Below are 24,120 nucleotides of genomic sequence, written 5' to 3' on the forward strand. Positions count from 1 at the left end.
TGGCAGACTCGGTGCTCTCCGGGCCGGCCGCCGCAGGGCGGGCGGGCCGTCCCACCCGATGAGCAGCCCCACGGATCGGCCGCGCCCGCCGTCGGCCGCGCGTGATCCCGGGCCCGGTCCCGCGGGAGGCCCCGTGCTCCGCCGCCTCGCCCACCACCACGCGAGGACCGTCGCCCTCGCCGTGGCAGGCATGGTCCTCCTCCTCACCGCAGGCACGACCGGCGCGGCCCCCGCCGCGCAGGGTGCGGCGGCGCCGCCATCCCGTTCGGTGACGACCGTCGTGCCCGCCGCGCCCGGCAGCGCGACCCCGCTCTCCGGTTACGCCGTCCAGTCCACCGCGAAGGTCGCCGACACGGCGGAAAGCGTCTCCAGCCCCGGCTACCCCGCCACCGGCTGGTATCCCGCAGGACCCCGTTCCACAGTCCTCGCCGCACTGCTCGCGGCCGGCGTCCACCCGGACCCCTTCCACTCCACCCAGCAGGAACTGATCCCCGCCGCGGACTTCTCCGTGCCCTGGTGGTACCGCTCCGACTTCACCGTCGCCGACACGACCGCCCGTACCCACCTGGACTTCAGCGGCGTGATCTCCGCCGCCGACGTCTTCGTCAACGGCCACCGGATCGCCACCGCGAGCTCCGTCGCCGGCGCGTACACCCGGCACGAGTTCGACGTCACGGCCCTCATCAGGCCCGGCACCAACACGGTCGCCTTCCGGATCCAGCCCAACAACCCGCGCAAGCACCTCACGATGGGCTGGCTCGACTGGCTGCAACCGCCCCCGGACGAGAACATGGGCATCGTCCGCGACGTCACCGTCCGCCGTGCCGGTCCGATCGCCCTGCGCGACGCGCACGTCGTCTCCGCCCTGGCCATGCCGTCCATGGCGACGGCCGACCTGACCGTCAAGGCCCGGCTGCGCAACGACTCCGACGCCACCGTCACCACGACCCTGTCCGGCACGGTGGGCCAGGGCCGCGGCCAGGGCCGGGGCCGGGGCCGGGAAGCCGATGCCGCCTTCGCCCGCAGCGTCACGCTGGCTCCCCACGAGACCACAACGGTCGCCTTCTCACCCGCCGAACACCCCGCGCTGCGGCTGAAGTCCCCCCGCGTGTGGTGGCCGGCCCACATGGGCGCCCAGCCGGTGTACGAGCTCCACCTGACCGCCACCGTGCCCGGCACCGTCGCCAGCACAGGCACCCGCACCCGCACCCCCTCCGACACGGCCCGCCAGACCTTCGGCATCCGCGACGTACGCGCACCCCTCAACGCGGACGGCGCCCGCCAGTACGAGATCAACGGCCGTCCGCTGCTCGTCAAGGGCGCCGGCTGGTCCCCCGACGAGTTCCTGCGCTGGGACCCGACCTACACCGAGGACCGCCTCAAGTACGCCCTCGACCTGGGCCTGAACACCCTGCGCCTGGAAGGGCACATCGAGCCCGACGAGTTCTTCGACCTCGCCGACCGGTACGGCATCCTCACCCTCCCCGGCTGGGAGTGCTGCACCAAGTGGGAGGGCGAGTTCAACCGCGACGGCGCCGGGGAGCGGTGGTCCGCCGCCGACCACGCGACCGCCCGCGCCTCCATGGCCGCCGAGGCCGCCCGCCTGCGCAACCACCCCGGCGTGATCTCCTTCCTGATCGGCAGTGACGCCGCCCCGACCGAGGAGATCGAGCGCGGCTACCTCGACGCGCTGGAGGCCGCCGACTGGAACGCCCCCGTGATCCCCGCGGCCGCCGACACCGCGTCCCCGATCACCGGCCGGTCCGGGATGAAGATGACCGGCCCGTACGACTGGGTCCCACCGGGCTACTGGTACGACAAGCGCGAAGGCGGAGCGAGCGGCTTCAACTCCGAGACCAGCGCAGGCCCGGACATCCCCACCCTCGACACACTGCGCCGCATGATGACCCCGGCCGAACTCGAAACCCTGTGGAAGGACCCGGGCGCCGTCCAGTACCACCGCTCCCCGTCCGCCACCTTCGACACCCTGGAGCTGTACGACGCCGCCCTCACCGCCCGCTACGGCGCCCCGGCGAGCCTCCAGGACTACGTACGCAAGGCGCAGCTCGCCCAGTACGAGAACGTGCGCGCGCAGTTCGAGGCGTACGCCCGCAACGCCAAGGACCCCTCGGACCCGTCGACCGGCGTCATCTACTGGATGTTCAACAGCGGCTGGACCTCGCTCCACTGGCAGCTCGTGGACCGCTTCCTCGACCAGGGCGGTGCCTACTTCGGCGCGAAGAAGGCGAACGAGCCCCTGCACGTGCAGTACGGCTACGACGACCACTCCGTGACGGTCGTCAACAACCGGCCCGCACCGGCGTCCGGGCTGACGGCCCGGGTGACGCTCTTCGCCCCGGACGGCACGCAGAAGTACGACCGGACCGTGACCGGCCTGAGCGTCGCGGGCGGCGGCGCGAGCAGCACCGCGCTCACGCTCCCCGAGTCGGTACCCGGCCTGCCCACCACCTACCTGGCCAGGCTGCTGCTCACCGACGCCGCCGGACGGGAGGTGAGCCGCAACGTCTACTGGCTGTCCACCGAGGCGGACGTCCTCGACCACGAGCGCGGCGACTGGTTCCACACGCCCACCACCTCCTACGCCGACCTCCGCGGACTGGACTCGATGGCGCGGACGGCGGTCACCGCGACGGCATCGACGACGGAGGATGCCGCGTCGGGGACGTCCACGACCACCGTGACCCTGCGCCGCGCGGGCACCGGCGGGACCCCGGCGCTGCTCACGGACGTCCACATGGTGCGGGCGTCGGGGGAACCGGTGCTGCCCGTGCGGTGGAACGACAACCAGGTCAGCCTGTGGCCGGGGGAGTCGGCCACGCTCACGGCGACGTACCGGACGGCGGACCTGCGCGGATCGGCCCCGCGGCTGAGGATCTCCGGCTGGAACACCCCCACGGTCACCGTGCCGGCGGCCTGACGGCGGTCAGGTCGTCAGCGCGGCGGCCTCCCGACGGGCCTGCCGGAGCCAATCCGCGCGCGTTTCGTCGGTCGAGTCGGTGACGGTACGGAACACGACCCGCCGCACCTCGGCCACTCCCACGTACGGCAGGACGCACGCCGCCCAGATCCGCTGCAGCGGGTCACCGAACTCGCTCTCCTCACGCTCGCCCGGGGTGTCCGAGGTGTTCAGCACGAGGGCCCGGCCGGCCCTCAGCAGCCCTGCCGGCTCCCCGTCCGCGCTGCCCAGCTTGTAGGCGACGCCGGGCACCAGGACGCGCTGCACCCAGCCCGTCAGGACGGCCGGCGGCATGCCCCACCAGTTCGGGTGGACGAACACCATGGCGTCGAGGGTCGCCACTTCCCTCCGGTGCGCGGCCACTTGAGGATCGTTGGCGTCCGGGGCGGAGGAGACGGTGCCCGTCTCGGCGGCGGACAGTGACGGCGGAAAGCCTTGGGCGCACAGATCGTGCGCGACCACCTGACACCCGAGCCCCCGCAACTCGTCCACGACGGCGTCGAACACCGCATGGTTGAAACTGCCCGCCCGCGGATGAGCGAGGTACACCCCGACACGCATGATCCGTCCCCCTGTCGACTCAAGCCACCTGCCGCTGCCGCTGCCCGCGAGCGCCTGCGATCCTCCTCAGCACTCACCGGCCCGAAGGACCAGTGTGCTGCCATCGGAGGCGTGGCGGGCGGTGAGCGCGATGTCCAGGGCGCCCGTGGTCGTCCGGGCCACAGGATCCCGCATCACGCCGACGCAGAGATCGGCCACCTGACCCGTAGGACGACTCCGCCCAGCGGGACCCCTTACGGCGTGACCGATGGCCCGTCACCATGGTGGCGTGGACGCCGCAGACACACACGAGACCGACGCCCCGCGTATGCCCGACGACCTGGGGGCGGCGGTGGACACGCTCGCGCGGTTCATCCACCGCGCTCCGCTCACCGAGGCCATAGCGGCGATGGAACACGACCTCGACGGAGCCGACGCGGCGCACGCCGTCCGGGCCGCCGACACGGGCGGAGTCGACGCCGGACTCCTCGCCGCGGCGCTCACCATGCGCGAGAGCCTCGGCCGCATCAACGACCTCATCCACGCGTCGGGCATCCTGCTGGCGCTGCCGCACGTCCTGGAAGAGGGCGAGACGATCGCCCGGCGCCCCTCACTCGGGGCCGGCAACGATCCCGGTCGCCCGTACGACCTGGAAACGGACCGGCGCGTGGCCGAGTTCAAGCTCGCGCGGTGGCGCGGAGCCGACGCCATGCGCAAGCGGCAGGTCTTCAAGGACCTGGCCATGCTGGCCGTCGACCGTTCCGGCCGCCGCGCCGACCTCTTCGTCATCGGACCGGAGCCGGCCCGCTTCCTGCGGACCAGTGCCACCACCGCCGCCTGGGCCCTCGACCGTGCGCCCGGCGCGCTGCGCACCTTCGAATCCGTCTTCGGCTCGACTGCCCTGCAGGTGCGCGAATTCACCGCCACCCACGCCGCGCACGTCCGTATCGTCGACCTCTGCGACGTCCTGCCCGAGGCCGTCACCCGCCTGTTGCGCTGACGGGCGTACGGGCCTACGGGCGGCGTGCGCGGCGCGGGTGCGGGCCTGGGTCAGCCGGCGGGCGGGGTCCAGTCGGCCGGCAGGCCGGACTGGCTGAGCACGGTCGCCAGGCTGTAGTGGTCCTGGTCGGACTCGATCCGGCAGTGGTGCGCGTCGAGGTCGAGAACGGTGGTCATCGGCACGGCGAACGGCCGGGGCGCACCCTTGAGATGGCCGGAGTAGACGGCCCGTACGGTGACCCGGTCCCCCTCGACGCGGGTGGCCCGGACGGTGACGTGGACGTCGGCTATGAGGGAGTCGGCGCGGGCCTTCCACCCGGAGATCTCCTTGCGGCCGCCGAAGGTGACGGCCAAGGCTTCGTCGGTGTAGGTGCCGTCGGCGGTGAACAGGGCGCCGAGGGCCCGGGGGTCGGTGCCGTTCCACGCGTCGGCCCAGGCGGAGACGATCCTCGGCGTACGCCGGTCGGTGCCCTGCGAGGCGTGGGTGGAGGCGGCGGAGGCGGCGTGGGCGGTCGAGACGGTGGAGGCGGTGACGGAAAGGGCCGCGGCGGCGGCCAGTACGGTCACGGCCCGGAGCGGACGGAATGTCATGTGGGACTCCTCAGGGGGCACGGGGCGGGCTCGCCCTCGTCGGCGGGGCGCTACCTCACCCGTCACACAGAGTCGCCTCGACCGCTGTCCACTCTCCAGCCCCCGCCACCCCGACGACTGCCCACCACTGTCCACGGATGTCCATGCCCTTTCTTAGACGCTCGCGTATGCGGATTAGCGTTTCGGCTATGTCGCGTCTCGGCCCGCTCGACTTGACTGAGGTCATGACGAAGACGACGAAGAACGAGACGCAGACCACCGAGCAGGCCATCACCCTCGTCATCGGGGGGAACGGCAAGACCGGCCGCAAGGTCGCCGAGAAGCTGACGGCCCAGGGCCGGCCCGTCCGGATCGGTTCCCGCAGCGGGGAGCCGGCCTTCGACTGGAACGAGCCCGGCACCTGGCTTCCGGCCCTCCAGGGCGTCGACCGGGTGTACGTGACCTACTACCCCGACCTCGCCTTCCCCGGCGCCACCGAGCAGGTGGGAGCCTTCGCCGAGACGGCGGTCGCCGCCGGCGCGCGCCGGCTCGTGCTGCTGTCCGGCCGGGGCGAGGAGGCCGCGCAGCGCAGCGAGGAGAAGCTGAAGTCCTCCGGGGCCGACTGGACCGTCGTACGGGCGAGTTGGTTCAACCAGAACTTCGACGAGAGCTTCTTCCTGGAGCCCGTGCTGGCCGGTGTGATCGCCCTGCCGACCGCGGACGCGGTCGAGGCGTTCGTCGACACCGAGGACATCGCCGACGTGGTGGTGGCCGCGCTGACCGACGACCGGCACATCGGCAGGACGTACGAGCTGTCCGGCCCGCGCCTCCTGAGCTTCGCCGACGTCGCGGCCGAGCTGTCGAAGGTCACCGGCCGGGAGATCGCCTACGTTCCGGTATCGGACGAGGCCTACCGTGCCGAGCTGCGGGAACACGGCCTTCCGGAGGACTTCGCCGAGTTGTTCACCCTCATCCTGGACGGCCGCAACGCGCACCTGGTCCACGGGGTCGAGGAGGTCCTCGGCCGGGCGCCCAGGGACTTCGCGGACTTCGCACGGGAGGCCGCGGCCACCGGCGCGTGGGACGTCCCGTCCTCCTGAGCACACGTCACCCCAGCCCGCGGAGAAGATGTACCCATGGACATGTTGACCGGTCTCCTCGAAGGCCCCCAGGCCCGCGGTGCCTTCCTCCTCAAGTCCGTCCTGAACCCGCCGTGGGCGATGCGGATCGAGGACCGTGCTCCGCTGTCGGTGGCGACGATGGTGCGCGGCTCGGCATGGCTGCTGCCCGACGGCGGGGGCGACCCGGTGTTCATCGCCCCGGGTGACGTCGCGGTGGTGCGCGGGCCCGACCCGTACACGGTGGCCGACGCCCCGGGCACGCCCGTACAGGTGACGGTGGGGCCGGACCAGCGGTGCAGCACGCCGGAGGGCGGGGACGTCACCGATTCCATGGCGCTCGGCGTGCGGACCTGGGGGGCAGCCCACCAGCACGCCGGTTCGGCGGTGATGCTCAGCGGCACCTACCAGGCGCAGAGCGAGATCGGCCGCCGGCTGCTGGGCGCACTGCCGAAGATCCTGGTCCGGCCGGCGAAGGCGGCGGACGCGACGCTGATCGACCTGCTCGCCTCCGAGATCTCCAGCGAGGAACCGGGCCAGGAGGTCGTGCTGGACCGGTTGTTGGACCTGCTGCTCATCGGGGTGTTGCGTGCGTGGCCCTCGGCGGCGGATTCGAGCGCGCCCGCGTGGTTCCGGGCCCAGAGCGATCCGGTGGTCGGCCCGGCGCTGCGGCTGCTGCACGAGAGCCCGGCGCACGCGTGGACCGTGGAGGAACTGGCCGTACGGGTGGGGGTGTCACGGGCGTCGCTGGCACGCCGGTTCAGGGAGGTGATGGGGGAGCCGCCGGTCGGCTATCTGACGGGCTGGCGGCTCGCGTTGGCGGCGGACATGCTGCGCGAGCCCGACGCCACGGTCGAGCGGGTGGCCCGCCGGGTCGGGTACGGCAGTGCGTTCGCACTGTCCGCGGCGTTCAAACGGGTCCGTGGGATGAGCCCGCAGGCGTTCCGTGCGGGTGGATCCGGGCCCGACGCCGAACTGGCGCCGGGGCCCGGCGGCACGGTCGTCCTCAGCCCGCCCGAGGTGCGGTCGCGTCGAGGGTGAGTACGCCGACGCGCTGGTCACCGCTGAGTTCGCCGGTGGGGGTGAACCCGAGTCCGAGGTAGAAGGGTTCGGGGCCGCCGGGGCCGATGTGCCAGCTGACGTACGCCCGCTGGTGGGTGCCGCGGCGCCGGATCTCCTCGACGACGGCGTTCACGGCGAAGCGGCCGTAACCCTTGCCCTGGCCGCCGGCGTCGATGTTCAGGCGCCAGATTCCGCTGCGCCGGTCGCCCGGGTCGGTCGCCGGGTCCCAGGCGATGTCGTGGAAGGCCATCACGAAGCCGACGACGACGTCGCCGTCGACGATGGCCCGCGGCCAGGCGCTGGCGGGGTGAACATAGGCCTCGGCCAGGGACTTGACCACGGGGGACACCAGATGCCCCTGGTCGGGGCGTACTTGTACGGCGCACACCGCGTCGAAGTTGTCGGCGGTGACGGGCTCCAGTCGCAGGGTCCGCTGCGGCGGGACGATCAGGTCGGGCATGACTGCACCCTAGAGGATGCCGTGCGCTGTTCCCGCCGCTGTCAAGACACGAATTCCCGAGACATGACCTGCTGCCCCTCGGTGATGTCTGGTGGAAGTCGGTGCCACCGCCGCACAGACCGGGCACGGCACGGCACAGGCACAGGCACAGGCACAGGCACGGGCGTGGGAGAGGTGAGCGGCGATGACTCCTCGGGACAAGCGGTGCGCGTCGACGCACCGGGCGGAACGACGCTGGGTGGCCGCCGACCAGGTGCCGGTGGAATCCGACGGTCTCGCCCTGGCCCGGTCGGTCAACGACCACGTGCGGCGGACGGGAAAGCATTTCCTGCCGAAACGCATGCTGCTGCGCCTGAGTGAGATACGCCACCGGAATGCCGCGAGCCTTCCATTCCTCCATGCCTTTCTCGATTGCCTTCTGGACAGACACGAAGACCGTTTCTGGAATCGCACCTACCTTTCGCTGCCGGTTCTCGAGCTCCTCCTGGACGAACGGAATCCGGCGACGAGCGCGGACCGGATGTCCACTTTGCTCATGGCCGACGTGGTCCGCTTCGAGATCGGGGCGGCCGGGGGCTCGCGGGAGGGCCCCGGGCGGGGCCGGCCGGACGCGGAGACGGTGAGGACGCGGCTGCGGCACGCCGTGCGGTTCGTGGCCCAGGGCATCGGCGGGCCGGCGGCCGTGGAACTGCCGTCACGCCTGGACGGCGGTCCCCGGGCCCGGCTGGAGGACCTCTCCGAATGCATGCCCCGGCTGCCGGAGACGGGCGCCTGGTCGTGGTTCGACGTGACCGTCCAACCGGTCTACGTACTGCATGACGAATACTTCTTCATTCGCGTCCTCCAGTGCCATGAAATGCTCTTCACCGCCATGGCCGAGCATGTGAAATCGGGCGTCTGGGCACTCCGGGAAGGGCGTCCGGAAGAATGCGCCGAGCGAATAGACGACGCGGTCGCGATGTTCGAGCGAGCCGCCGGACTGTTCCGTACCGTCGCCACGATGCGGGCGGAACATTTCTCCGTCTTCCGCCACTACACCCAGGGCGCCAGCGCGATCCAGTCCGAGCAGTACAAACGCTTCGAGAGCCTCTGCGGTGTGCCGCCCGCTGCGCGCCTGCACTCGACGGCCTTCACCAGCGTCCCCGCCGTCCGGGCCGAGACGCGCGACCCCGGGCACGACACCGTCACCCGCGCGTACCTCGACCTGCGCAGCCTCCGCCACGAGGGAGGATCCGGCGGGGCGGCCTGGAGCCGCCTCGACGCCGCCCTCGGCCGGCTGGAGAGCAGGCACCAGCGGTGGAAGTCGGCCCATCGCGGCCTCGCCGCGCGCATGCTCGGCGACGCGCACGGTTCCGGGTACACCGACGGCGTTCCGTACCTGACCCAGGCCCTGGAGAACCGGCTGTTCTGGCAGCTGCCCCTGGCCGGCTGAGCGGCGTGGGCACAGGGCGTGCGCAGTGGACGCCAGGGTGACGTGGGCGGGGCGTCGGGCGTTGGTACGGGCATGGACGACGTACTGGACCTGCTGGACGCACTGCTCGACGGCGTCACGGAGCCGCGCCTGAAGCTGATCAGCGCCGACGAGGCGCGGGCGCTGATGGTGCTCCTGGGAGTGCTCGAGGACGACGCGCAGCCCGAGGAGATCCGCCGGGCAGCCGGCGACATGCGCTACCGCATCAGCACCCGCCTGGCCTGAGGGCCGGCCCCGGCGAGGGACCTCCTCCGGCACCCGCCCCCGTGTCCACGTACCCATCTCAGTACCCACCTTTTTGTGGGTACTTGGCGTGACCCGGCCCCCGGGCGACCCTGTTGAGGGGGCGGTCGAAGGGGCCGCTCGGGGACCAGGGGGACGGAGGTGACGATGCGTCAGGATGCGGCCGACCGGTCGGCGGCGAGCTTCTCCAGGCGGCGGTGGCCCCAGTCGGACAGCGGGGCCAACACCTCCGAGAGCTCCCGGCCGAAGGCCGTGAGGGAGTACTCCGTCTTCAGGGGGAGCGTGTCGTACACCTCCCGGTGCACGAGTCCGTCCGTCTCCATCTCGCGGAGTGCCTGAGTCAGCACCTTCTCGCTGATGCCCGGCAGCTGCCTGCGCAGTTCGCCGGGGCGGCACGGACCGGATTCCAGCAGCCAGAGCAGACCGGTCTTCCACTTGCCGTCGATCACGGCGACCGCGGCGGTCACGCCGCAGACATCCGGGTCCTGGGCACGACCGCGCGTCATCTTCAGCCTCTCCATTTCTGCCGTTTTCTCATTGGGAGTTGAGTCATGTCCTCGTTCACCGAAGAGTTTGCCGTCACCGTACTCGGCCTCGGGCCGATGGGCCGCTCGCTCGCGGCCGCGTTCCTGGCCGCCGGCCTGCCGACCACGGTCTGGAACCGCACACCGGGCCGGGACCGGGAACTCGTCGAGCGCGGCGCCGTCAGCGCGGCGACGGCCGAGGAGGCCGTCGCCGCGAGCGGGCTGACCGTCGTCTGCGTGGTGAACTACGACGCCGCCGACGCCGTGTTGAGGCGCGACGCGGTCACCGCCGCGCTCAAGGGACGTACGGTCGTCAACCTGACGGCCGACACCCCGGACCGGGCCCGGTCCGCCGCTGACTGGGCCGCCGAGCACGGTGTCCGCTACCTGGACGGCGCGATCATGACGCCGACCACGACCATCGGGACCCCGGCCGCGGTGTTCATCCACAGCGGCCCGCGGGAGCTCTTCGACGAGTACCGGCCCGTGCTGGAGGTGCTGGGCGGCGTCCACACCCACCTCGGTGAGGACGTCGGCCGGGCCGCCGCCTACGACGTGGCACTCCTGGACATCTTCTGGACGGCGATGGCCGGCTACGCCCACGCCTTGTCGGTGGCGCGGGCGGAGGGAATCACCGCGCGGGAGCTGGCCCCGTTCGCCCAGGGCATCGCCGCCATCCTCCCGCCGATCTTCGAAGAGACCGCGGGGGAGATGGACGACGGTACGTACTCGGGCGAGGGCAACCCGATCACCTCGGCCGCCTCGTCGATGGCCCACATCGTGCAGGCCTCCGAGGCCCACGGCATCGACGCCGCCGTCATGCGCGCGGCCGAAGGCTGGGCGCGCAGGGCCATCGGGACGGGACACGGCGCGGACGGGTTCATCAGGATCGCCGAGATCCTGGGCCGCCACTCGACACGAAAGTCCTAGGGGGCCGCGCGTCCCCGCCCCAGACGCATCGGGCAGACTGCCCGGGTGATCGACATACGGCCTGTCCTGGAGGTCCGGGCACCCGACGGCTTCGCCCTCTGGCCGGTGGCCGGGGCGGAGCCGTACGGCTTCCTGCGGCTCAGCGGTGCGCTGTCCCCGGCGGAGGTCGGCACCGCGGTCATGTCGATCGCCGCGTGCAACGACTGCGAGCCCGACGACGGGCGCCCACCGCGGCCCGCCGACCCGCTCGGGGCGTTCCTGCACGGCCTGCTCACCACGGACGACCTGTTCGCGTCCGGCGGGCTGCGGGTCACGGACACCGCGCACGGCAGGACGCTGCTGCCGGGCTGCTGCAACGCAATGGACGAGCGGTCCGACTGGGCCGAGGTCGTCGACGGCGCGGGCCGGGCCTCCTTCGGCCACGACCCGTCACCCCTCGCCGAACGCCTCGGCGACCGCGTCCGGCTGACGGTGGACGCGGACCAGGACGACAGCCCGGTGATCGAACTGTCGGTGACGCGACTGCGCCACCTGCTCGCCCGCGCGGAGCGCGACCTGACGGACTTCACCCACCTGGTCGGACCGTGGGCGGCCCGGCACCTCCCCGACCGGGCCGCGGCCACCGTCGCGGCGGTGGCCCGCGCGCTGGCCGTGCGACCGGGTGATCCGTAAGACGTCCCCCAGCTCGAACGCAGGGCCAGGGCGCGCGCGAATGTTCGCACGCCCTCAACGTGCCTCCAAGGGCTGCCGCGCGCCCTTGCCGTGCATTTCGGACGCTCATTACGGTCACTCAGCGTACGCATCATGCACGCACAGTCACCGTAAGGGGATCCATGAACAAGGCTGCTTGGCGTTCGCTCGCGCTCGCGACCGTGTTGGCCGTCCTTCCGCTCGGAGCGACGGCCGCCGAAGCGGAGCCGCCCGGGCCGCTGTCCGCAGATGCCGTGGCGGCCATGACGCCGCAACAACAAGGCGAAGTACTGGAGCCCCTGCGGGTCGTGGCCGACGCCGCGACGCGGGCCGGGCGCGGCCCGCAGGCGGATGTGTACACGCAGGTCGAGATGGCCGCTGACTACCGGTCCGTCAACGTCTACCTCACCGATCCCGACCGGCGCGCGGCCTTCCTCGACGCGGTGCGCAAAGCCGATCCGGAGGCCGACACGAAGCTGCTGAACGTGCGCAAGAGCGCGAAGACGCTGCAGGAACTGAGGAAGGAGATCACGGAGTTCCGCAGTCGCGAGGACCTCCCCTTCAAGATCGAAATGGCGGGCAGCACCGTCGACGGCAGTGCGATCGAGCTCGCCGTGGACGACACGCAGGCCGCACAGCGGTACCTCGCCGAGCCCGCCGTCGCACAGCAGCTCGCGGCGGCCCGCACCACCCCGATCCGCCTCCGCCAGGCACCCCCGGCGGTGCCGCTGAGCCGCTGGAACGACTCGGCGCCCTTCTACGCGGGGGCCGCGCTCGGGCCCGCGAACGGCTCCTTCGCCCACTGCACCAGCGGAATTCCGGCCGTCAGCACCGTGGACAGCCGCCAGTGGCTCGTCACCGCGGGCCATTGCTACGGGCTCGGCCAGACCGTCTACACCGCCGGCGGCACCCGCGTCGGCACGGTCGGAGCCAAGCTGGACGACCTCGACTCGGCGTTCATCGAAACGCCGACGAGCCGCTACACGTGGGACGGCGTCGACGCGCAGGGGTACACGCGCTACCTCAACGGTGTGCGCAACGCGGCGGTCGGCGACTACACCTGCCAGCTGGGCTACACCTCCAAGGTGGTCTGCAACATCCGCACCGCGTACGCCGGCAGCGCGACCTGGGTCAACAACGGCGCCTACGTCTGGGGGAGCGCCAGCACCCCGGACAACAGGACCACGGTCGCCCGGCCCGGCGACAGCGGCGGTCCCGTGATCACCGTCAACGACCCGAACTCGCGGCAGCTTAACGGCATGGTCGTCGCCGGCTTCGGCTGTTCGGGCGTCGGCACCGACCAGGCCTGCACCCAGGTCGGCTGGATCGAAGTGGGCGACATCTTCGAGAGGTTCGCCCTCCGTCTCCCGTGACCCGTCCCCCCGCCCGACGCTCCCCGGGCACCTGATGAGGCGTGAGGCCGACCCGGCGACGTGCCGGGTCGGCCTCCCAGCACCGTCAGCGGGACGCGCTGAGGGCTACCGCCGATCTCCGCTGTCAGACCCGGGGGCGAGGATGAGCGGCATGACGAAGACCGGGGCGGACTACGCATGGTTCGAGAACGACTTTCCAGACATCGCGGAGGCGTACTGCTTCACTCTCGTGCGCGGTCTGCCCCCTGCCGAGCTGATGTCCCGGCTGGCAGGGCGACCGGAGGCTCCTCTGCAGGGCATAGACGCGGTCGTCGACGCCGCCTTCGCCCAGTACGACCTTGAAGATGGTGACCGCCAGCTGATCGGCATGACGACCGTCGGCTCATGGACGCTGGTGATCGAGCCGAACGGCTACCTCGGGGTCACCGAAGAGCGGGTCCTGCCGGCCTCAGCCGGGGCGAGCTGGGTCTCCCACTTCGTCAATGTCAACGCCGTCGGCACGTTCCTCTGGGCCGAGGACCAGGCCCTGCGACTCTGTTTCGACCCCATGTTCCCCGAAGACCGCTGGGGCACCACACCCGACGAATTCCTCGACGTCATGACTCGCATCGGCTTCCGTGTCGACGACGACGCACCGGAAACCGGGATGGACCTTTCCTCACCGGCCGCCTTCGCTCTGGCGGAACACCTCACCGGCGTCGCCATCACTCCCGAGCTGCTTCAGAAGACGACGTTCACGTGCGCCACCGTTCCCACCGCCCGGGACTTCGCGGCAGAGTGATGGAGACTGCCGGTCAGCCTCCGCGGCTGGAGTCCAGCCATTCGTCGCCGTTCCACATGACGGGCATGGCGCCGACCGGGTCGAATCGAATGTCGGGGTCGCTGCTGTGCACCAGACAGATCAGCCGGCGCTGAAGTACGGTCGCACGACGCGCTCGGTCCGCGATGATGTCGAGGACGGCCTGCGCGGCCGGGGGGCAGGCAGTTGCGAACCGGTCGTAGCCGGTGAAGGTGATGACCAGTCCCGCGCCTTCCGCCGAGTCGTCGTAAGGGCCGTAGCAGGCCACATCGCCGAGGCAGTCGTTGAGTGCGTCGAGGTTGTGGCCGTAGTAGTCGGGGAACTGCAGGGCGGCAGCGACCGAACGGTGCATGTCCTCCTCCGTGCCCCAAGGGCCGGCCGCCAGCCGGACGACGCGGAAGTCGCGGTCCTCCAGACGCTGCACGGCCTGGTCGAGGAGCCGCCGACGCCAGAAGAGGGTGACGAACGTGTTGCCCATGTACTCGATGCCGGGGAAGCGGCTCATCGCGGTGTTCGGTGTCTGCCCCGAGGCGGCGTGACGGCTGAAGGTGCTCAAGGCGCTGGCCGAGTACCTCGACATGCCTCTCGGCGAGCTCGTCGAGGGGATCGTCCTGCACTCCTTCGACGGCAAGGCCCCCTTCTCGGCGGAGACCCTGGCCAAGATCGAGCAGCTCAAGGACGTCTACGGGCTGGAGCTGACCGCCGCCGACGCCCACGCCCTGGAGGAGACGTGAACCGTCGTGTCCTGAGCGCCGCGCTGACCGTCCCGCTCCCGCCCGAAGAGGCGTTCCGGCTCTTCACCGCCCGGGGCGAGCGCGACTGGGTGCCGGGCTGGGAGCCGGTCTTCCCGGTCGAGACGCCGGACGACACCGCGCCGGGAACCGTCTGGCTCACCTCGACGGAGGAAGAGGAGACGACCTGGCTGGTCGCCTCCCTCGACTTCCCGCGATCGGTCTCCTACGCCCGCATCACCCCGGGCGTCCGGGCCGGCACGGTCACCGTCGCCCTGGCCGCGACCGATTCCGGCAGCGCGGTGACGGTCACCTACGACATGACGCCCCTCACCCCGGCAGCCGCCGAGGCCCTCGACGCTTTCGCCGCCGACTACCCGTCCGTCATCCGCTCCTGGGCCGAACTCATCGCAGCCCACCTGGCCTGAGCGTCCCCCTTCGAGCGCGTCCCGCTGACCGGCCGGCCCGGGGTGGGGCGACGAGAACCGACCCCGGAACCCGGGCCCCGGCCTTCAGGGGGCCGCGTTCAGGTGGGCCGCGATGCGCGTGATCGTCCGGGCGTTGTCCTCGAACAGATGCGCCTGCATGCCGGCCGCCCGGGCGGCCTCGACGTTGACCTCGACATCGTCGATGAACAGACAGCTCTCCGGCCGCACGTCCAAGCTCCCGCAAGCCGCCTCGAAGGCGCGAGGGTCGGGCTTCTCGAGACCGGTCTCGTGCGAGTAGACGATTCGCTCCACCAGTTCGTCGAATCGGTACCGCTCGGTCTCCCGCTCCCGGGCGCCGACGAAGCTGTTGCTCAGGATGCCCAGCCTGCAGCTTCCCCGCAGCGCCCGCACGTAGGCGATGAGTTCCTCGTTCGGCGTCCCCAGGTACTCCGCCCACAGATCAGCCATGAAGGCCCGGACCCGGGACGCGTCGAGACGCAGTCGGGCCGCCACCTGCTCGTGCACCTCCCGCTCGCCGATACTCCCGACGCTCCCGGCCCGCCACACGTCGCGCATCCGCTCGTTCACCGTGCCCGGCGGCAGCTCCAGGCGCTCCTCCCACCGCTGCACCCAGCCCGTCTCGGGCGTGATCTCCAGCACGCCGCCGATATCGAGAATGACGCAGGTGTCCGTCACTCCGATCCCCCTTCTGGTCCTGTCGGCAGGCGAGCGCACAGAACCCGCCCGATCGATCCGTGCAGACACTGTCGCCCCTTCGCCGGAGGCGTCTCAAGTGATCTTGGAAGCTTGTGGCAGCCCTGTTGCGCGCCGTCCGTGCTCGTCGGGTCGAGCCGGGCTTCCTCGTGCACGATCGCTCCGGGAGGGGGCGCACTCGGCGCGCAGGGGGCGCGTTGGATAGAAGATCAATTCGAATGTGCGCCCGCGGGTGACGTTCGGTCCTTCAAGATCGTCCGGTTGCTAGCGTCCTGGCCATGACCCACTCCGTGGAGTCCGGCCCGGCGCCGGACCACTTCGTGCTGCCCTCCACCCGCGAAGAGAGCGAATCGTTTCGTCCGCTCGTGCTCGACCCCGCACGGCCGGACGACGCCGCGGCCCTGACCGCACTGCGCGACTCGGGCCGCCCGCGCGAGATCCACGACCGGATCGAGGACCAGGTCGAGGAACTCCTGCACTGCCTGGCACCCCACGACCCCTTCGCCGCCGGGTCACCGGCCGACGCGGTCGCCGACGTCCTGGGCGACCGGCCCGCCGCGTACGGCCGTTGGATCTGGTACCCGTGGTCCGGACGCCTCGTGCACCTGCTGCCCGAGGCCGAGTTCCGCCTGGTCCGCACCGACCGCAACCGTGACAAGATCACGCGGGAGCAACAGCAGGACCTGCTGCGCCGCCGCGTGGGCGTCATCGGCCTGTCGGTGGGCAGCAGCGCCGCACTGACCTGCGCCATGGAGGGCGTCGGCGGGGCCTTCAGGCTCGCCGACTTCGACCGCCTGGGACTGTCCAACCTCAACCGGCTCCGCGCCGGAGTACATGAACTCGGCGTGGAGAAGAGCGTGCTGTGCGCCCGCCGCATGTACGAACTCGACCCCTACCTCGACATCGAAATCCACCGCGGCGGCGTCACCGAGGAGACCGTCGAGGACTTCATCGGCGACGGCGACCACACCCTGGACCTGCTGGTCGAGGAGTGCGACACCCCCTGGGTCAAGGTCGCCGCCCGTGAGCACGCACGCCGCCGCCGCGTCCCCGTCCTCATGGACACCAACGACCGGGGCCTCCTCGACATCGAGCGCTTCGACCTCGAACCGGACCGCCCGCTCTTCCACGGCCGCACCGGCGCGACGACCGCCGACGACGTACGCGACCTCGACCGGGACGAGGCCATCCGCTTCCTCCTGACCGTCGTCGACGAGCGGCGCCTGAGCCCCGCCATGAGCGACGCACTCACCCGCGTCGGCCGCACCCTCTCCAGCTGGCCGCAGCTCGCCAGCGGCGTCATGCTGGGCGCCGCCCTCGTCACCGACACGGCCCGCCGCGTCCTGCTCGGCGAGCCGCTGCCCTCCGGCCGCCATTCCATCGACCTCGACACCCTCGTCCCCGCCGCGCACTCCCTGCCCGCACCGCACGGAGCGGCCCGGTGAACCGGGTCCCGGAACTGCGCGGCGAGCACCTCCGGCTGCGCGAACTGCACGCCGGCGACCACGAGGCCTTCGCCCGGATCCTCACCCACCGTGTCCTCACCCGCTACCTCGGCATCGACCGCATGGATGCCGGGCAGGCCCACACCGCCTTCGCCCAGAGCCTCGCCCAACCCCACACCCACCCGCGCCGCAAGTACACCCTCGCCGTCTGTGCCCCCGACGACGACGCCCTCGTCGGTACCATGGGCCTGCTCGTCGAGGAGTACGGCAGCAACGCGATGCTCACCAGCCTCGCCCTGCTCCCCGGCGCCCCCGTACGCGGACACGGCCACGAAGCCGGCCGCCTGCTGATGGCCTACGGCTTCGGGCACCTGCGCCTGCACCGCATCTGGGCCGGCCACCGCAGCGACCACCACTTCATGCCGCAGGTGATGCACGCCGCGGGCCTCCGCCCCGAAGCCACCCTCCGCCAGCTGTTCCGCACCCAGGGCTGCTGGCACGACGTCACCACCTACGCCACCGTCGCCCCCGAATGGAAGTCCCAGGCCACCCCCCGAGAACTCGCCATCCTCGACGGCGCGGCCCACCTCGACCGGGTCTGACGCACTTGCCGCGCGGCTCGACGAGGGTCGCCGGCCGCCCTGACCCGTTCGGCCCCCCGACCCGACCCGACCCGACCCGAGCCCACCCGACCTGGACAGCGACGAGTGACGACGGACGGGCCGCTCCGGCGGCCCCGACGGATTCCGGTGCGCCGCCGGATCACACCGTCACACCTGGCCGAGGTCCGAACTCACCCACCGTGACGGGCGCATGTGGATCACCACCTGCTCGCCGTGGTTCTTCCACGCGTCGTCGACGTACCCGTCCACCTTGTCGGCCGGCAGGTACCGCGCGGAGATCGACTCCAGCTGCGTGCGCACGGCCGGCTCGACCGAGACGACCGGCCCCTCGACCGACACGTAGCGGATCGTCGGCTCCACACGGTCGACCATCAGGCTGAACCGGCCCGCGGAGGCGATCAGTTCGGCCTTGCGGGAATCCCGCCCGGTCATGATCCAGATGTCGCCGCCGGGGGAGTAGTCGTACCAGATCGGTACCGTCAACGGGGCACGCTCGTCACCCGCGCTCACGGAGAGGGCGGCGATGTGGGGCTCGGCGAGGAACTGCTCACGCTCGGTCCGGGACAGTGCCACGACATCCTCCTACTACCAGGACGGAAAGGCGTACTCCCAGAAAACACCGCCCCGACGCCGGATCATTCCCCGAAGCCGACCACCGGGGGGTGGGCGCCTGCCCGGGGTTCTCCGTGGGCCGGAAACGACAAAGGCAAGGAGAGCACTCTCCTTGCCACTCTCAACTTATAGCGCGACAGGGGGCTTGCCGCAAGGGCCCGGGCAGGGCGCAGAATCGTCGACCCGAGCCATGACCGCCTTGGAGGCAGCGCAGTGAACGAGCAGTACGTGTGGGACCTTCACCAGGTGGACGGGACGCAGGTCGCGCTCGTCGGCGGCAAGGGCGCACACCTTGGCGCGCTGTCGCGCATCGAAGGGGTCCGCGTGCCGGGAGGTTTCTGCGTGACGACGGAGGCCTTCCGGCGGATCATCGAGGAGGCGCCCTCGGTCGGCGATCTGCTCGATCGGTTGTCGCGCGTGGAAGCGGACGACCGGGAATCGATCCGCACGCTCAGCGCGCGGATCCGCCGGACCATCGAGGAAACCGCGGTCCCGGACGATCTCGCGGCGGCGATCACCCGCGCACTCGCCCGGTCCGGCGAACGGGCCGCCCACGCCGTGCGCTCCAGCGCGACGGCGGAGGACCTGCCGACTGCCTCCTTCGCCGGCCAGCAGGACACGTATCTCAACGTCGTGGGCCCGGCGGCCATCCTCCGGCACATCAGCCGGTGCTGGGCCTCGCTGTTCACCGAGCGCGCCGTGACCTACCGCCAACGCGGCGGCATCGACCACCGCACCGTCCACATGGCCGTGGTCGTGCAGCAGATGGTCCTCCCGTACGCGTCCGGCATCCTGTTCACCGCCGACCCCCTCACGGGCGACCGGAAGTCCGCCACCGTGGACGCCGGATTCGGCCTCGGCGAGGCACTGGTCTCCGGCCTGGTCAACCCGGACGTCTTCACCGTGCGCGACGGTCAGGTCGTTGCCCGGACGATCGCCGCCAAACAGCGCGCCCTGATCGCCCTGCCGGCCGGAGGTACGCAGGAGGTGGCGATCGACGCACAGCGGCAGGAGCAGCCGGCGCTGACCGATGCGCAGGCCGTACGGCTGGTCGAGCTCGGGCGGCGGATCGAAGCGCACTTCGGCCACCCCCAGGACATCGAATGGTGCCTGGTGGACGACGGCTTCCGGATCGTGCAGAGCCGGCCGATCACGACGCTGTTCCCCGTCCCGGAGCGCGCCGACCCGGACAACCACGTCTACGTCTCCGTCGGCCACGGGCAGATGATGACCGACCCGATGAAGCCGCTGGGGTACTCCATGTGGCAGCTGACGGCCATGGTGGCGATGCACGAGGCCGGCGGGCGGCTGTTCGTGGACGTCACCCCGCGCCTGGCCTCGCCCGCGAGCCGCGCCGCCCTCCTGGACGCCCTCGGGAAGGGCGATCCGCTGGTCCGGGACGCTCTGCAGACCGTCCTCGACCGCGGGGACTTCGTTCCCTCGCTCCCCGACCCGGGCGCCGGCGGGCAGCCGGCCGGCGGGCCGCCGCCCGGCGGGGTCCGGGGCGGCGGGGCGCCCGACCCGATCGAGACCGATCCGGCCGTCGTCGCCGACCTGATCGAGCGCAGCCGGGTCTCCCTCGCCGCCCTGGAGCGCGACATCCGGACAAAGAGCGGACCGGCGCTGTTCGACTTCCTTCTGGAGGCCTTCGAGGAGCACAAGCGCATCCTCAGCGATCCGCTGAGCATCCAGGCGATCATGGCGGGCATGGAGGCCACGTGGTGGCTCAACGACAAGCTGGGGGAGTGGCTGGGAGAGAAGAACCCGGCCGACACGCTGACGCTGTCCGCCCCCGGCAACGTCACCTCGGAGATGGGGCTGGCCCTGCTCGACGTCGCGGACGTCATCCGCCCCTTTCCCGAGGTGGTGGCGTTCCTGCGGGGCGTGCGGGACGACGGCTTCCTGGACGAGCTGGCGAAGCTCGCCGGCGGGCCCGAGGCGCGTGACGCCATCGAGGCCTACCTCGACCGGTACGGCATGCGCTGCGTCGGCGAGATCGACATCACCAGGCCGCGCTGGCGCGAACACCCCAGCGCCCTGGTGCCCGTGATCCTCGACCACGTGCGCAACTTCGAGCCGGGCGCCGCCGGGCGGCGCTTCGAGCTGGGGCGGCAGAAGGCCCGGCAGAAGGAACAGGACGTGCTGTCCCGCCTGCGCGCCCTGCCGGACGGGGACCGGAAGGCCGACGAGACCAAGCAGATGATCGACCGGGTCCGCACCTTCATCGGGTACCGGGAGTACCCGAAGTACGGCATCATCAGCCGCTACTCCGTCTACAAGCAGGCCCTGACGGCGGAGGCCGAACGCCTCGTGCGGGCGGGTGCGCTCGCCGAGCGGGAGGACGCCTTCTACCTCACTTTCCGGGAACTCCACTCGGTCGTGCGCTCGAACCGGCCGGCCGACGCGCGGCTCGTCCAGCAGCGCAAGGAGGCGTTCCGGGCGCACCACGCGCTCACCCCGCCCCGGGTCCTCACCTCGGACGGCGAGGCCCTCACCGGGGCGTACCGCCGGGACGACGTACCGGCCGGCGCGCTGGCCGGCGTACCGGTCTCGGCCGGGACCGTCGAGGGCCGGGCCCGCGTCGTCCTCGACATGGCGGATGCCGATCTCGAAGCGGGTGACATCCTGGTCACGGCCTTCACCGACCCCAGCTGGTCGCCGCTGTTCGTCGGGATCGCGGGCCTGGTGACCGAGGTGGGGGGCCTGATGACGCACGGCGCGGTCATCGCCCGGGAGTACGGCCTGCCGGCCGTCGTCGGCGTGGAGCGGGCCACCCGGCTGATCCGGGACGGTCAGCGGATCCGCGTGCACGGCGCCGACGGGTACGTCGAGATCCTTTCCTGACCGAAGGACGGCCGGCTCTGCGCGGGCAACGCCACCCGCATCCGATCCGGCACGCCCGCACCCCCGGAGGGCGGCCCTCCCCACCCGGAGAGAGCCGCCCTCCGGCCGGCCTGCACGGCAAGAGACCCCCTAGGGGACCCGCCACACATTGGCGAAGGCCGCGTTCTCGATGGAACGCCGCTGGCGTACGGCCTCCAGTTCCATCACCGCGTTGTTGACCGCGGCCAGCACGGTCGCCACCGCTTCGCCGCCCGAGGCGGCATCGTCCTGGGGGCCTTCACCACGGCGGATGCCGACGGCCGCGGCGAGGGCACCGAGGACGGGCTCGTCCTCCTGCCAGCGGCTCTGCGCCGAACGCCGGGCGGGCGTGTCGACCAGCTCCATGCGCTCGGCCCCGAAGCTCAGGCGGCCGCGCCGCGCACGCGTCAGCAGACCGTCCTCCTCGAACGCCGTCTGGTAGGCCGCCGCGAGGTCGCGGCCCCTGCGCCACAGCCAGTCCTCGACGTTCTCGTACGGCGCCTCCCGAACGAGGGCCGACGCCGCGGCGTCGAGCAGCCGGTCGTCCAGGTCCGACTGGGGGCCCGGCACGATGAGCTCCTCGTCCAGGCCGACGGCCTCGGCACCGAGGAGGTCGACCAGTTCGGCGCCCGCGAGGGACAAGGACAGATCGCCCTGCCCCACTGAGCGCTCCGGCTCGGCATCCAAGGCAATGGTGAACAGGTCTCTTGCCGTGGTCATGTACGGCTCCCTCGTCGTCGTCGCCCGCACCCGAACCCGCGCCCCGTGGCGCGAGGCGGGCCGAGCGGCAAGTATCACTCAACCGCCGCTCCGTCCCCTTCCACCACCACGTCCCGGCCCGGGCGGATCGCCCGGGAGCCGGGCGGTGGTTCCAGCGGCCCACCGCCTCCCGCCCGCCGAAGACGAGACGGGGGAAGGCGAGGCGCCGGACGGGCCGGTTTCGGCCTTGAGTTCGACCGGAGCGCGGCGGCGCTGTGCCATCGGGCAGGATCGAGACCGCCAAACGGATGTTGAACGAGACGGGGACCATGACGCATGACCCAGACCCGCCCCCCGGGCGCCGCTCACCGGACGGCCGCTGTCCTCTATGCCATCCTCCTGACCCTGGGCCACCTGGCGGCCGCCTACCTCCTCCTGCTCGCCTACGCCGCGGAACCGGCCGGTCCCTGGGACGGCGAGAGCGTCGCCCACTCCCGTTTCGCAGCCGGCCTGGCCCTCGCCCTCGCCACCCTGACGGCACTCCTCACGTGGTTGTCCGTGAAAGCCGATTGGCTGCGCAGACGGTGGTTCACCCTGCCGGCGCTGGCGGCCCTTGCCGCAGCCCTGCACCTGACCCTCCTGACCCCCGAACTCTGAGGCCCCACCGGCCGGCTCCCGGGTGTCCTTCCCGGGCCGCGTGCGCCTGAGCCGATCTGCCCCGTGCAGTACGTGAGCGGACCCCGGCTCCCGCCCCACGCGTGAAGGGCAAGGCGCCTGCACCCGTACCTGCCCCTGCGGGCATGCCGCCGAGCAGGGCGGGGCGGCGACACTCGACGTTCCCAGTCCATGTCGCAGAGGGGACGCCGCATGCGGGCGCAGCACACCGGTGACGAGCAGCGCAAAGGCCCGCAGCGCCCGGGAGCCGTGCAGGCCGCGCGACAGCCCCGGTCCGGCGGTGCGGCGACCGCGGAGTCGATGCTGCAACTCCAGCGCCTCGCGGGGAACGCGGCGGTGTCCCGCATCATCGAGACACAGCGGCACCCGCACACCGCGGACTGCGGCCACACGCCCCCCGTCCAGGACGCGGCACCGCCCTCGGGTCCCGCCCCCGCCGTCCAGCGCATGGAGCAGGAGGAACTGCACCAGCACCCCCCGGGCCCCGCGCTGCGCGTGCGCGGTCCCCGCAACTCCCGCGCGCGCGACCGCACACCGCACGCGCTGACGGCGCAGGAATGGCAGGGCCTGCCGCAGCCCACCCGGGACGCCGCCAACAAGCGGCGCGTGGCCGTCGACGCGGACCCGCAGACGCTCCAGGAGACCGACCAGCTGCTGCACTACAACCTGGGCAACCTCCGCAGGCTCGCGCCGGACGTTCCCCAGACGGCCGGACGCAACGAGGTACTGGAGGGCATCGGCCGCGCCGACCCGCAGACCCGCGGCCACTGGGACCGCCAGGACGCACGCGACGCGCAGCTCGGCCGTGACGCCCGAGCCACCCGCGACGCGTACACGGAGACCCCCGAGGACCGGCAGCAGCGCCACCGGAGCGTGGAGGACGCCCTCGCCGGCGCCGGCTCCCAGGACGCGATGGGCGACCTGCGCGCACTGCTGGAGCAGTTCGACGGCGTGGCCATCGGCGGCACCCACTCCGGTGCACGCATCTGGCAGTTCCTGTGCACGCACATGGAGGAGATCCAGGCCGCCGGTGTGAACACCCTCTACCTGGAAAGCATCCGCGACGACGGCTACCAGTCGCACGTCGACGAATTCCTCGCGAGCGGGACCATGAGCGACGAGCTGCAGGCGTTCGTCACCCGCTACGACAGCAACATGAACCTGGGCGCGACGGGACTCGGAGCGGTACTGGAGGCAGCCCGCAGGCACAGCGTCCGCGTGAAGGGCCTCGACGGCCGTCCGGCCCGCCGCCCCACGATGTCGGCGACCGCCCTCTACCAGCGCGTCGCCGCCATGAACACCTACGCCACCCAGGCCGTCGCCAACGACCGGCGCCGCCCGTCGGCGACCGGCGGCTACCTCATGGAACTGGGCAGCGCCCACACCGGCATGTACGGCGGCCCGCCCCAGAACGCGTCGGTGCACGGGACGGAGTTCCGGGCGGGCGAGGGCTTCCCCGGCGTGGACGACCTGCTGGGCATCCCGGCGGTCGGCTACCAGGACGACGACCGCTTCCGCCGCCTGCCCAACGCCTGACGGCCACCACGCCGCCCCGCGCCCGGTGCGGGCGGCGGG

Annotated in this window: 25 protein-coding genes; 17 read left to right on the forward strand and 8 right to left on the reverse strand. The window is 71.9% G+C overall.

The window, feature by feature from the left end:
- Window positions 1-190 precede the first annotated feature (190 nt).
- The gene (locus tag IG86_RS0133875; protein ID WP_037943511.1) at window positions 191-2,938 is read left to right on the forward strand and encodes a glycoside hydrolase family 2 protein; all 2,748 of its coding nucleotides are present in this window, start codon (window positions 191-193) and stop codon (window positions 2,936-2,938) included.
- A 6-nt stretch (window positions 2,939-2,944) separates the two neighbouring features.
- Here IG86_RS0133875 and IG86_RS0133880 read toward each other — a convergent pair whose 3' ends face one another.
- On the reverse strand, window positions 2,945-3,538 hold the full coding sequence (locus IG86_RS0133880) for an NAD(P)H-dependent oxidoreductase (protein ID WP_030902092.1): 594 nt from the start codon (window positions 3,536-3,538) through the stop codon (window positions 2,945-2,947).
- Between the two features lie 268 nt (window positions 3,539-3,806).
- Between IG86_RS0133880 and IG86_RS0133890 the strand changes: the two genes are divergently transcribed.
- Window positions 3,807-4,517, forward strand: coding sequence for a hypothetical protein (locus IG86_RS0133890; protein ID WP_030832104.1), 711 nt, complete (start codon window positions 3,807-3,809; stop codon window positions 4,515-4,517).
- A gap of 50 nt (window positions 4,518-4,567) precedes the next feature.
- Here IG86_RS0133890 and IG86_RS0133895 read toward each other — a convergent pair whose 3' ends face one another.
- Entirely contained in the window at window positions 4,568-5,107 is a 540-nt protein-coding gene (locus tag IG86_RS0133895; protein ID WP_030832102.1) for a nuclear transport factor 2 family protein, read from the reverse strand.
- A gap of 224 nt (window positions 5,108-5,331) precedes the next feature.
- Here IG86_RS0133895 and IG86_RS0133900 point away from each other — a divergent pair, with 224 nt between their 5' ends.
- Window positions 5,332-6,186: an NAD(P)H-binding protein gene (locus tag IG86_RS0133900; protein ID WP_030832099.1), complete on the forward strand. Its 855-nt coding sequence runs from the start codon at window positions 5,332-5,334 to the stop codon at window positions 6,184-6,186.
- Between the two features lie 36 nt (window positions 6,187-6,222).
- Window positions 6,223-7,245, forward strand: a complete 1,023-nt coding sequence (locus IG86_RS0133905) for an AraC family transcriptional regulator (protein ID WP_030902094.1) — start codon at window positions 6,223-6,225, stop codon at window positions 7,243-7,245.
- On the opposite strand, the gene IG86_RS0133910 is transcribed toward IG86_RS0133905, so the two are convergent.
- Entirely contained in the window at window positions 7,211-7,726 is a 516-nt protein-coding gene (locus IG86_RS0133910; RefSeq protein WP_030832093.1) for a GNAT family N-acetyltransferase, read from the reverse strand. The genes IG86_RS0133905 and IG86_RS0133910 overlap by 35 nt on opposite strands.
- Window positions 7,727-7,964: 238 nt before the next feature.
- Here IG86_RS0133910 and IG86_RS0133915 point away from each other — a divergent pair, with 238 nt between their 5' ends.
- Both IG86_RS0133915 and IG86_RS0133920 read left to right on the forward strand, forming a co-directional pair.
- Window positions 7,965-9,158: a tryptophan 2,3-dioxygenase family protein gene (locus IG86_RS0133915; protein WP_030832091.1), complete on the forward strand. Its 1,194-nt coding sequence runs from the start codon at window positions 7,965-7,967 to the stop codon at window positions 9,156-9,158.
- A gap of 72 nt (window positions 9,159-9,230) precedes the next feature.
- Entirely contained in the window at window positions 9,231-9,422 is a 192-nt protein-coding gene (locus IG86_RS0133920; protein WP_030832088.1) for a hypothetical protein, read from the forward strand.
- A 170-nt stretch (window positions 9,423-9,592) separates the two neighbouring features.
- Here IG86_RS0133920 and IG86_RS0133925 read toward each other — a convergent pair whose 3' ends face one another.
- On the reverse strand, window positions 9,593-9,946 hold the full coding sequence (locus IG86_RS0133925) for a winged helix-turn-helix transcriptional regulator (protein WP_030832085.1): 354 nt from the start codon (window positions 9,944-9,946) through the stop codon (window positions 9,593-9,595).
- Window positions 9,947-9,991: 45 nt separating this feature from the next.
- Between IG86_RS0133925 and IG86_RS0133930 the strand changes: the two genes are divergently transcribed.
- The 4 genes from IG86_RS0133930 (at window position 9,992) to IG86_RS0133945 (ending at window position 13,738) form a co-directional block, all read left to right on the forward strand.
- Complete coding sequence (locus tag IG86_RS0133930) at window positions 9,992-10,894, forward strand: NAD(P)-dependent oxidoreductase (RefSeq protein WP_030902096.1); 903 nt, start codon at window positions 9,992-9,994, stop codon at window positions 10,892-10,894.
- Window positions 10,895-10,939: 45 nt separating this feature from the next.
- Window positions 10,940-11,566, forward strand: coding sequence for a hypothetical protein (locus IG86_RS0133935; RefSeq protein ID WP_030902098.1), 627 nt, complete (start codon window positions 10,940-10,942; stop codon window positions 11,564-11,566).
- A gap of 161 nt (window positions 11,567-11,727) precedes the next feature.
- Window positions 11,728-12,957 carry a chymotrypsin family serine protease gene (locus IG86_RS0133940; RefSeq protein WP_157854960.1) on the forward strand — a complete coding sequence of 410 codons (1,230 nt, stop codon included), beginning with the start codon at window positions 11,728-11,730 and terminating at the stop codon, window positions 12,955-12,957.
- 151 nt (window positions 12,958-13,108) lie between these two features.
- Window positions 13,109-13,738, forward strand: a complete 630-nt coding sequence (locus tag IG86_RS0133945; protein ID WP_030902103.1) for a DUF6461 domain-containing protein — start codon at window positions 13,109-13,111, stop codon at window positions 13,736-13,738.
- A 13-nt stretch (window positions 13,739-13,751) separates the two neighbouring features.
- Here the strand turns inward: IG86_RS0133945 and IG86_RS0133950 are convergent, their stop codons facing one another.
- Window positions 13,752-14,312 (reverse strand): barstar family protein, encoded by a 561-nt coding sequence (locus tag IG86_RS0133950; RefSeq protein ID WP_244306226.1) that lies wholly within the window; start codon window positions 14,310-14,312, stop codon window positions 13,752-13,754.
- On the opposite strand from IG86_RS0133950, the gene IG86_RS0133955 reads away from it, so the two are divergent.
- Both IG86_RS0133955 and IG86_RS0133960 read left to right on the forward strand, forming a co-directional pair.
- Entirely contained in the window at window positions 14,305-14,490 is a 186-nt protein-coding gene (locus IG86_RS0133955; RefSeq protein ID WP_208864293.1) for a hypothetical protein, read from the forward strand. The two genes, IG86_RS0133950 and IG86_RS0133955, sit on opposite strands and share 8 nt — an antisense overlap.
- A complete protein-coding gene (locus tag IG86_RS0133960; protein WP_030902109.1) occupies window positions 14,487-14,915 on the forward strand; it encodes a hypothetical protein in 429 nt (142 codons plus the stop codon). Before IG86_RS0133955 ends, IG86_RS0133960 begins: the two co-directional genes overlap by 4 nt.
- Window positions 14,916-14,999: 84 nt before the next feature.
- Here the strand turns inward: IG86_RS0133960 and IG86_RS0133965 are convergent, their stop codons facing one another.
- Entirely contained in the window at window positions 15,000-15,611 is a 612-nt protein-coding gene (locus tag IG86_RS0133965; protein WP_030832062.1) for an HAD family hydrolase, read from the reverse strand.
- 296 nt (window positions 15,612-15,907) lie between these two features.
- Here IG86_RS0133965 and IG86_RS0133970 point away from each other — a divergent pair, with 296 nt between their 5' ends.
- Window positions 15,908-17,074 (forward strand): ThiF family adenylyltransferase, encoded by a 1,167-nt coding sequence (locus IG86_RS0133970; protein WP_208864292.1) that lies wholly within the window; start codon window positions 15,908-15,910, stop codon window positions 17,072-17,074.
- On the forward strand, window positions 17,071-17,676 hold the full coding sequence (locus tag IG86_RS0133975) for a GNAT family N-acetyltransferase (protein ID WP_030902113.1): 606 nt from the start codon (window positions 17,071-17,073) through the stop codon (window positions 17,674-17,676). The genes IG86_RS0133970 and IG86_RS0133975 overlap by 4 nt, the downstream gene beginning before the upstream one ends.
- Before the next feature lie 168 nt (window positions 17,677-17,844).
- Here IG86_RS0133975 and IG86_RS0133980 read toward each other — a convergent pair whose 3' ends face one another.
- Window positions 17,845-18,270: a pyridoxamine 5'-phosphate oxidase family protein gene (locus IG86_RS0133980; protein ID WP_030902115.1), complete on the reverse strand. Its 426-nt coding sequence runs from the start codon at window positions 18,268-18,270 to the stop codon at window positions 17,845-17,847.
- Window positions 18,271-18,522: 252 nt separating this feature from the next.
- Between IG86_RS0133980 and rph the strand changes: the two genes are divergently transcribed.
- On the forward strand, window positions 18,523-21,153 hold the full coding sequence (gene rph, locus IG86_RS0133985) for a rifamycin-inactivating phosphotransferase (RefSeq protein WP_030902117.1): 2,631 nt from the start codon (window positions 18,523-18,525) through the stop codon (window positions 21,151-21,153).
- A 129-nt stretch (window positions 21,154-21,282) separates the two neighbouring features.
- Here the strand turns inward: rph and IG86_RS0133990 are convergent, their stop codons facing one another.
- Complete coding sequence (locus tag IG86_RS0133990; protein ID WP_030902119.1) at window positions 21,283-21,891, reverse strand: GOLPH3/VPS74 family protein; 609 nt, start codon at window positions 21,889-21,891, stop codon at window positions 21,283-21,285.
- A 315-nt stretch (window positions 21,892-22,206) separates the two neighbouring features.
- Here IG86_RS0133990 and IG86_RS0133995 point away from each other — a divergent pair, with 315 nt between their 5' ends.
- Together IG86_RS0133995 and IG86_RS0134000 are read left to right on the forward strand one after the other, a co-directional pair.
- Window positions 22,207-22,527 carry a hypothetical protein gene (locus IG86_RS0133995; RefSeq protein WP_030902121.1) on the forward strand — a complete coding sequence of 107 codons (321 nt, stop codon included), beginning with the start codon at window positions 22,207-22,209 and terminating at the stop codon, window positions 22,525-22,527.
- A 210-nt stretch (window positions 22,528-22,737) separates the two neighbouring features.
- Window positions 22,738-24,081 carry a TraB/GumN family protein gene (locus IG86_RS0134000; protein ID WP_051785559.1) on the forward strand — a complete coding sequence of 448 codons (1,344 nt, stop codon included), beginning with the start codon at window positions 22,738-22,740 and terminating at the stop codon, window positions 24,079-24,081.
- Window positions 24,082-24,120: the final 39 nt, after the last annotated feature.

The organism is Streptomyces virginiae (assembly GCF_000720455.1).
Lineage (GTDB): Bacteria > Actinomycetota > Actinomycetes > Streptomycetales > Streptomycetaceae > Streptomyces > Streptomyces virginiae.

Coding starts and splice junctions, on each gene's coding strand:
- IG86_RS0133930 (WP_030902096.1), top strand. CDS start 9,992: ATGTCCTCGTTCACCGAAGAGTTTGCCGTCACCGTACTCGGCCTCGGG.
- IG86_RS0133895 (WP_030832102.1), bottom strand. CDS start 5,107: ATGACATTCCGTCCGCTCCGGGCCGTGACCGTACTGGCCGCCGCCGCG.
- IG86_RS0133940 (WP_157854960.1), top strand. CDS start 11,728: ATGAACAAGGCTGCTTGGCGTTCGCTCGCGCTCGCGACCGTGTTGGCC.
- IG86_RS0133910 (WP_030832093.1), bottom strand. CDS start 7,726: ATGCCCGACCTGATCGTCCCGCCGCAGCGGACCCTGCGACTGGAGCCC.
- IG86_RS0133900 (WP_030832099.1), top strand. CDS start 5,332: ATGACGAAGACGACGAAGAACGAGACGCAGACCACCGAGCAGGCCATC.
- IG86_RS0133925 (WP_030832085.1), bottom strand. CDS start 9,946: ATGACGCGCGGTCGTGCCCAGGACCCGGATGTCTGCGGCGTGACCGCC.
- IG86_RS0133880 (WP_030902092.1), bottom strand. CDS start 3,538: ATGCGTGTCGGGGTGTACCTCGCTCATCCGCGGGCGGGCAGTTTCAAC.
- IG86_RS0133995 (WP_030902121.1), top strand. CDS start 22,207: ATGACCCAGACCCGCCCCCCGGGCGCCGCTCACCGGACGGCCGCTGTC.
- IG86_RS0133875 (WP_037943511.1), top strand. CDS start 191: ATGGTCCTCCTCCTCACCGCAGGCACGACCGGCGCGGCCCCCGCCGCG.
- IG86_RS0133970 (WP_208864292.1), top strand. CDS start 15,908: ATGACCCACTCCGTGGAGTCCGGCCCGGCGCCGGACCACTTCGTGCTG.
- IG86_RS0133920 (WP_030832088.1), top strand. CDS start 9,231: ATGGACGACGTACTGGACCTGCTGGACGCACTGCTCGACGGCGTCACG.
- IG86_RS0133905 (WP_030902094.1), top strand. CDS start 6,223: ATGGACATGTTGACCGGTCTCCTCGAAGGCCCCCAGGCCCGCGGTGCC.
- IG86_RS0133990 (WP_030902119.1), bottom strand. CDS start 21,891: ATGACCACGGCAAGAGACCTGTTCACCATTGCCTTGGATGCCGAGCCG.
- IG86_RS0134000 (WP_051785559.1), top strand. CDS start 22,738: ATGCGGGCGCAGCACACCGGTGACGAGCAGCGCAAAGGCCCGCAGCGC.
- IG86_RS0133945 (WP_030902103.1), top strand. CDS start 13,109: ATGACGAAGACCGGGGCGGACTACGCATGGTTCGAGAACGACTTTCCA.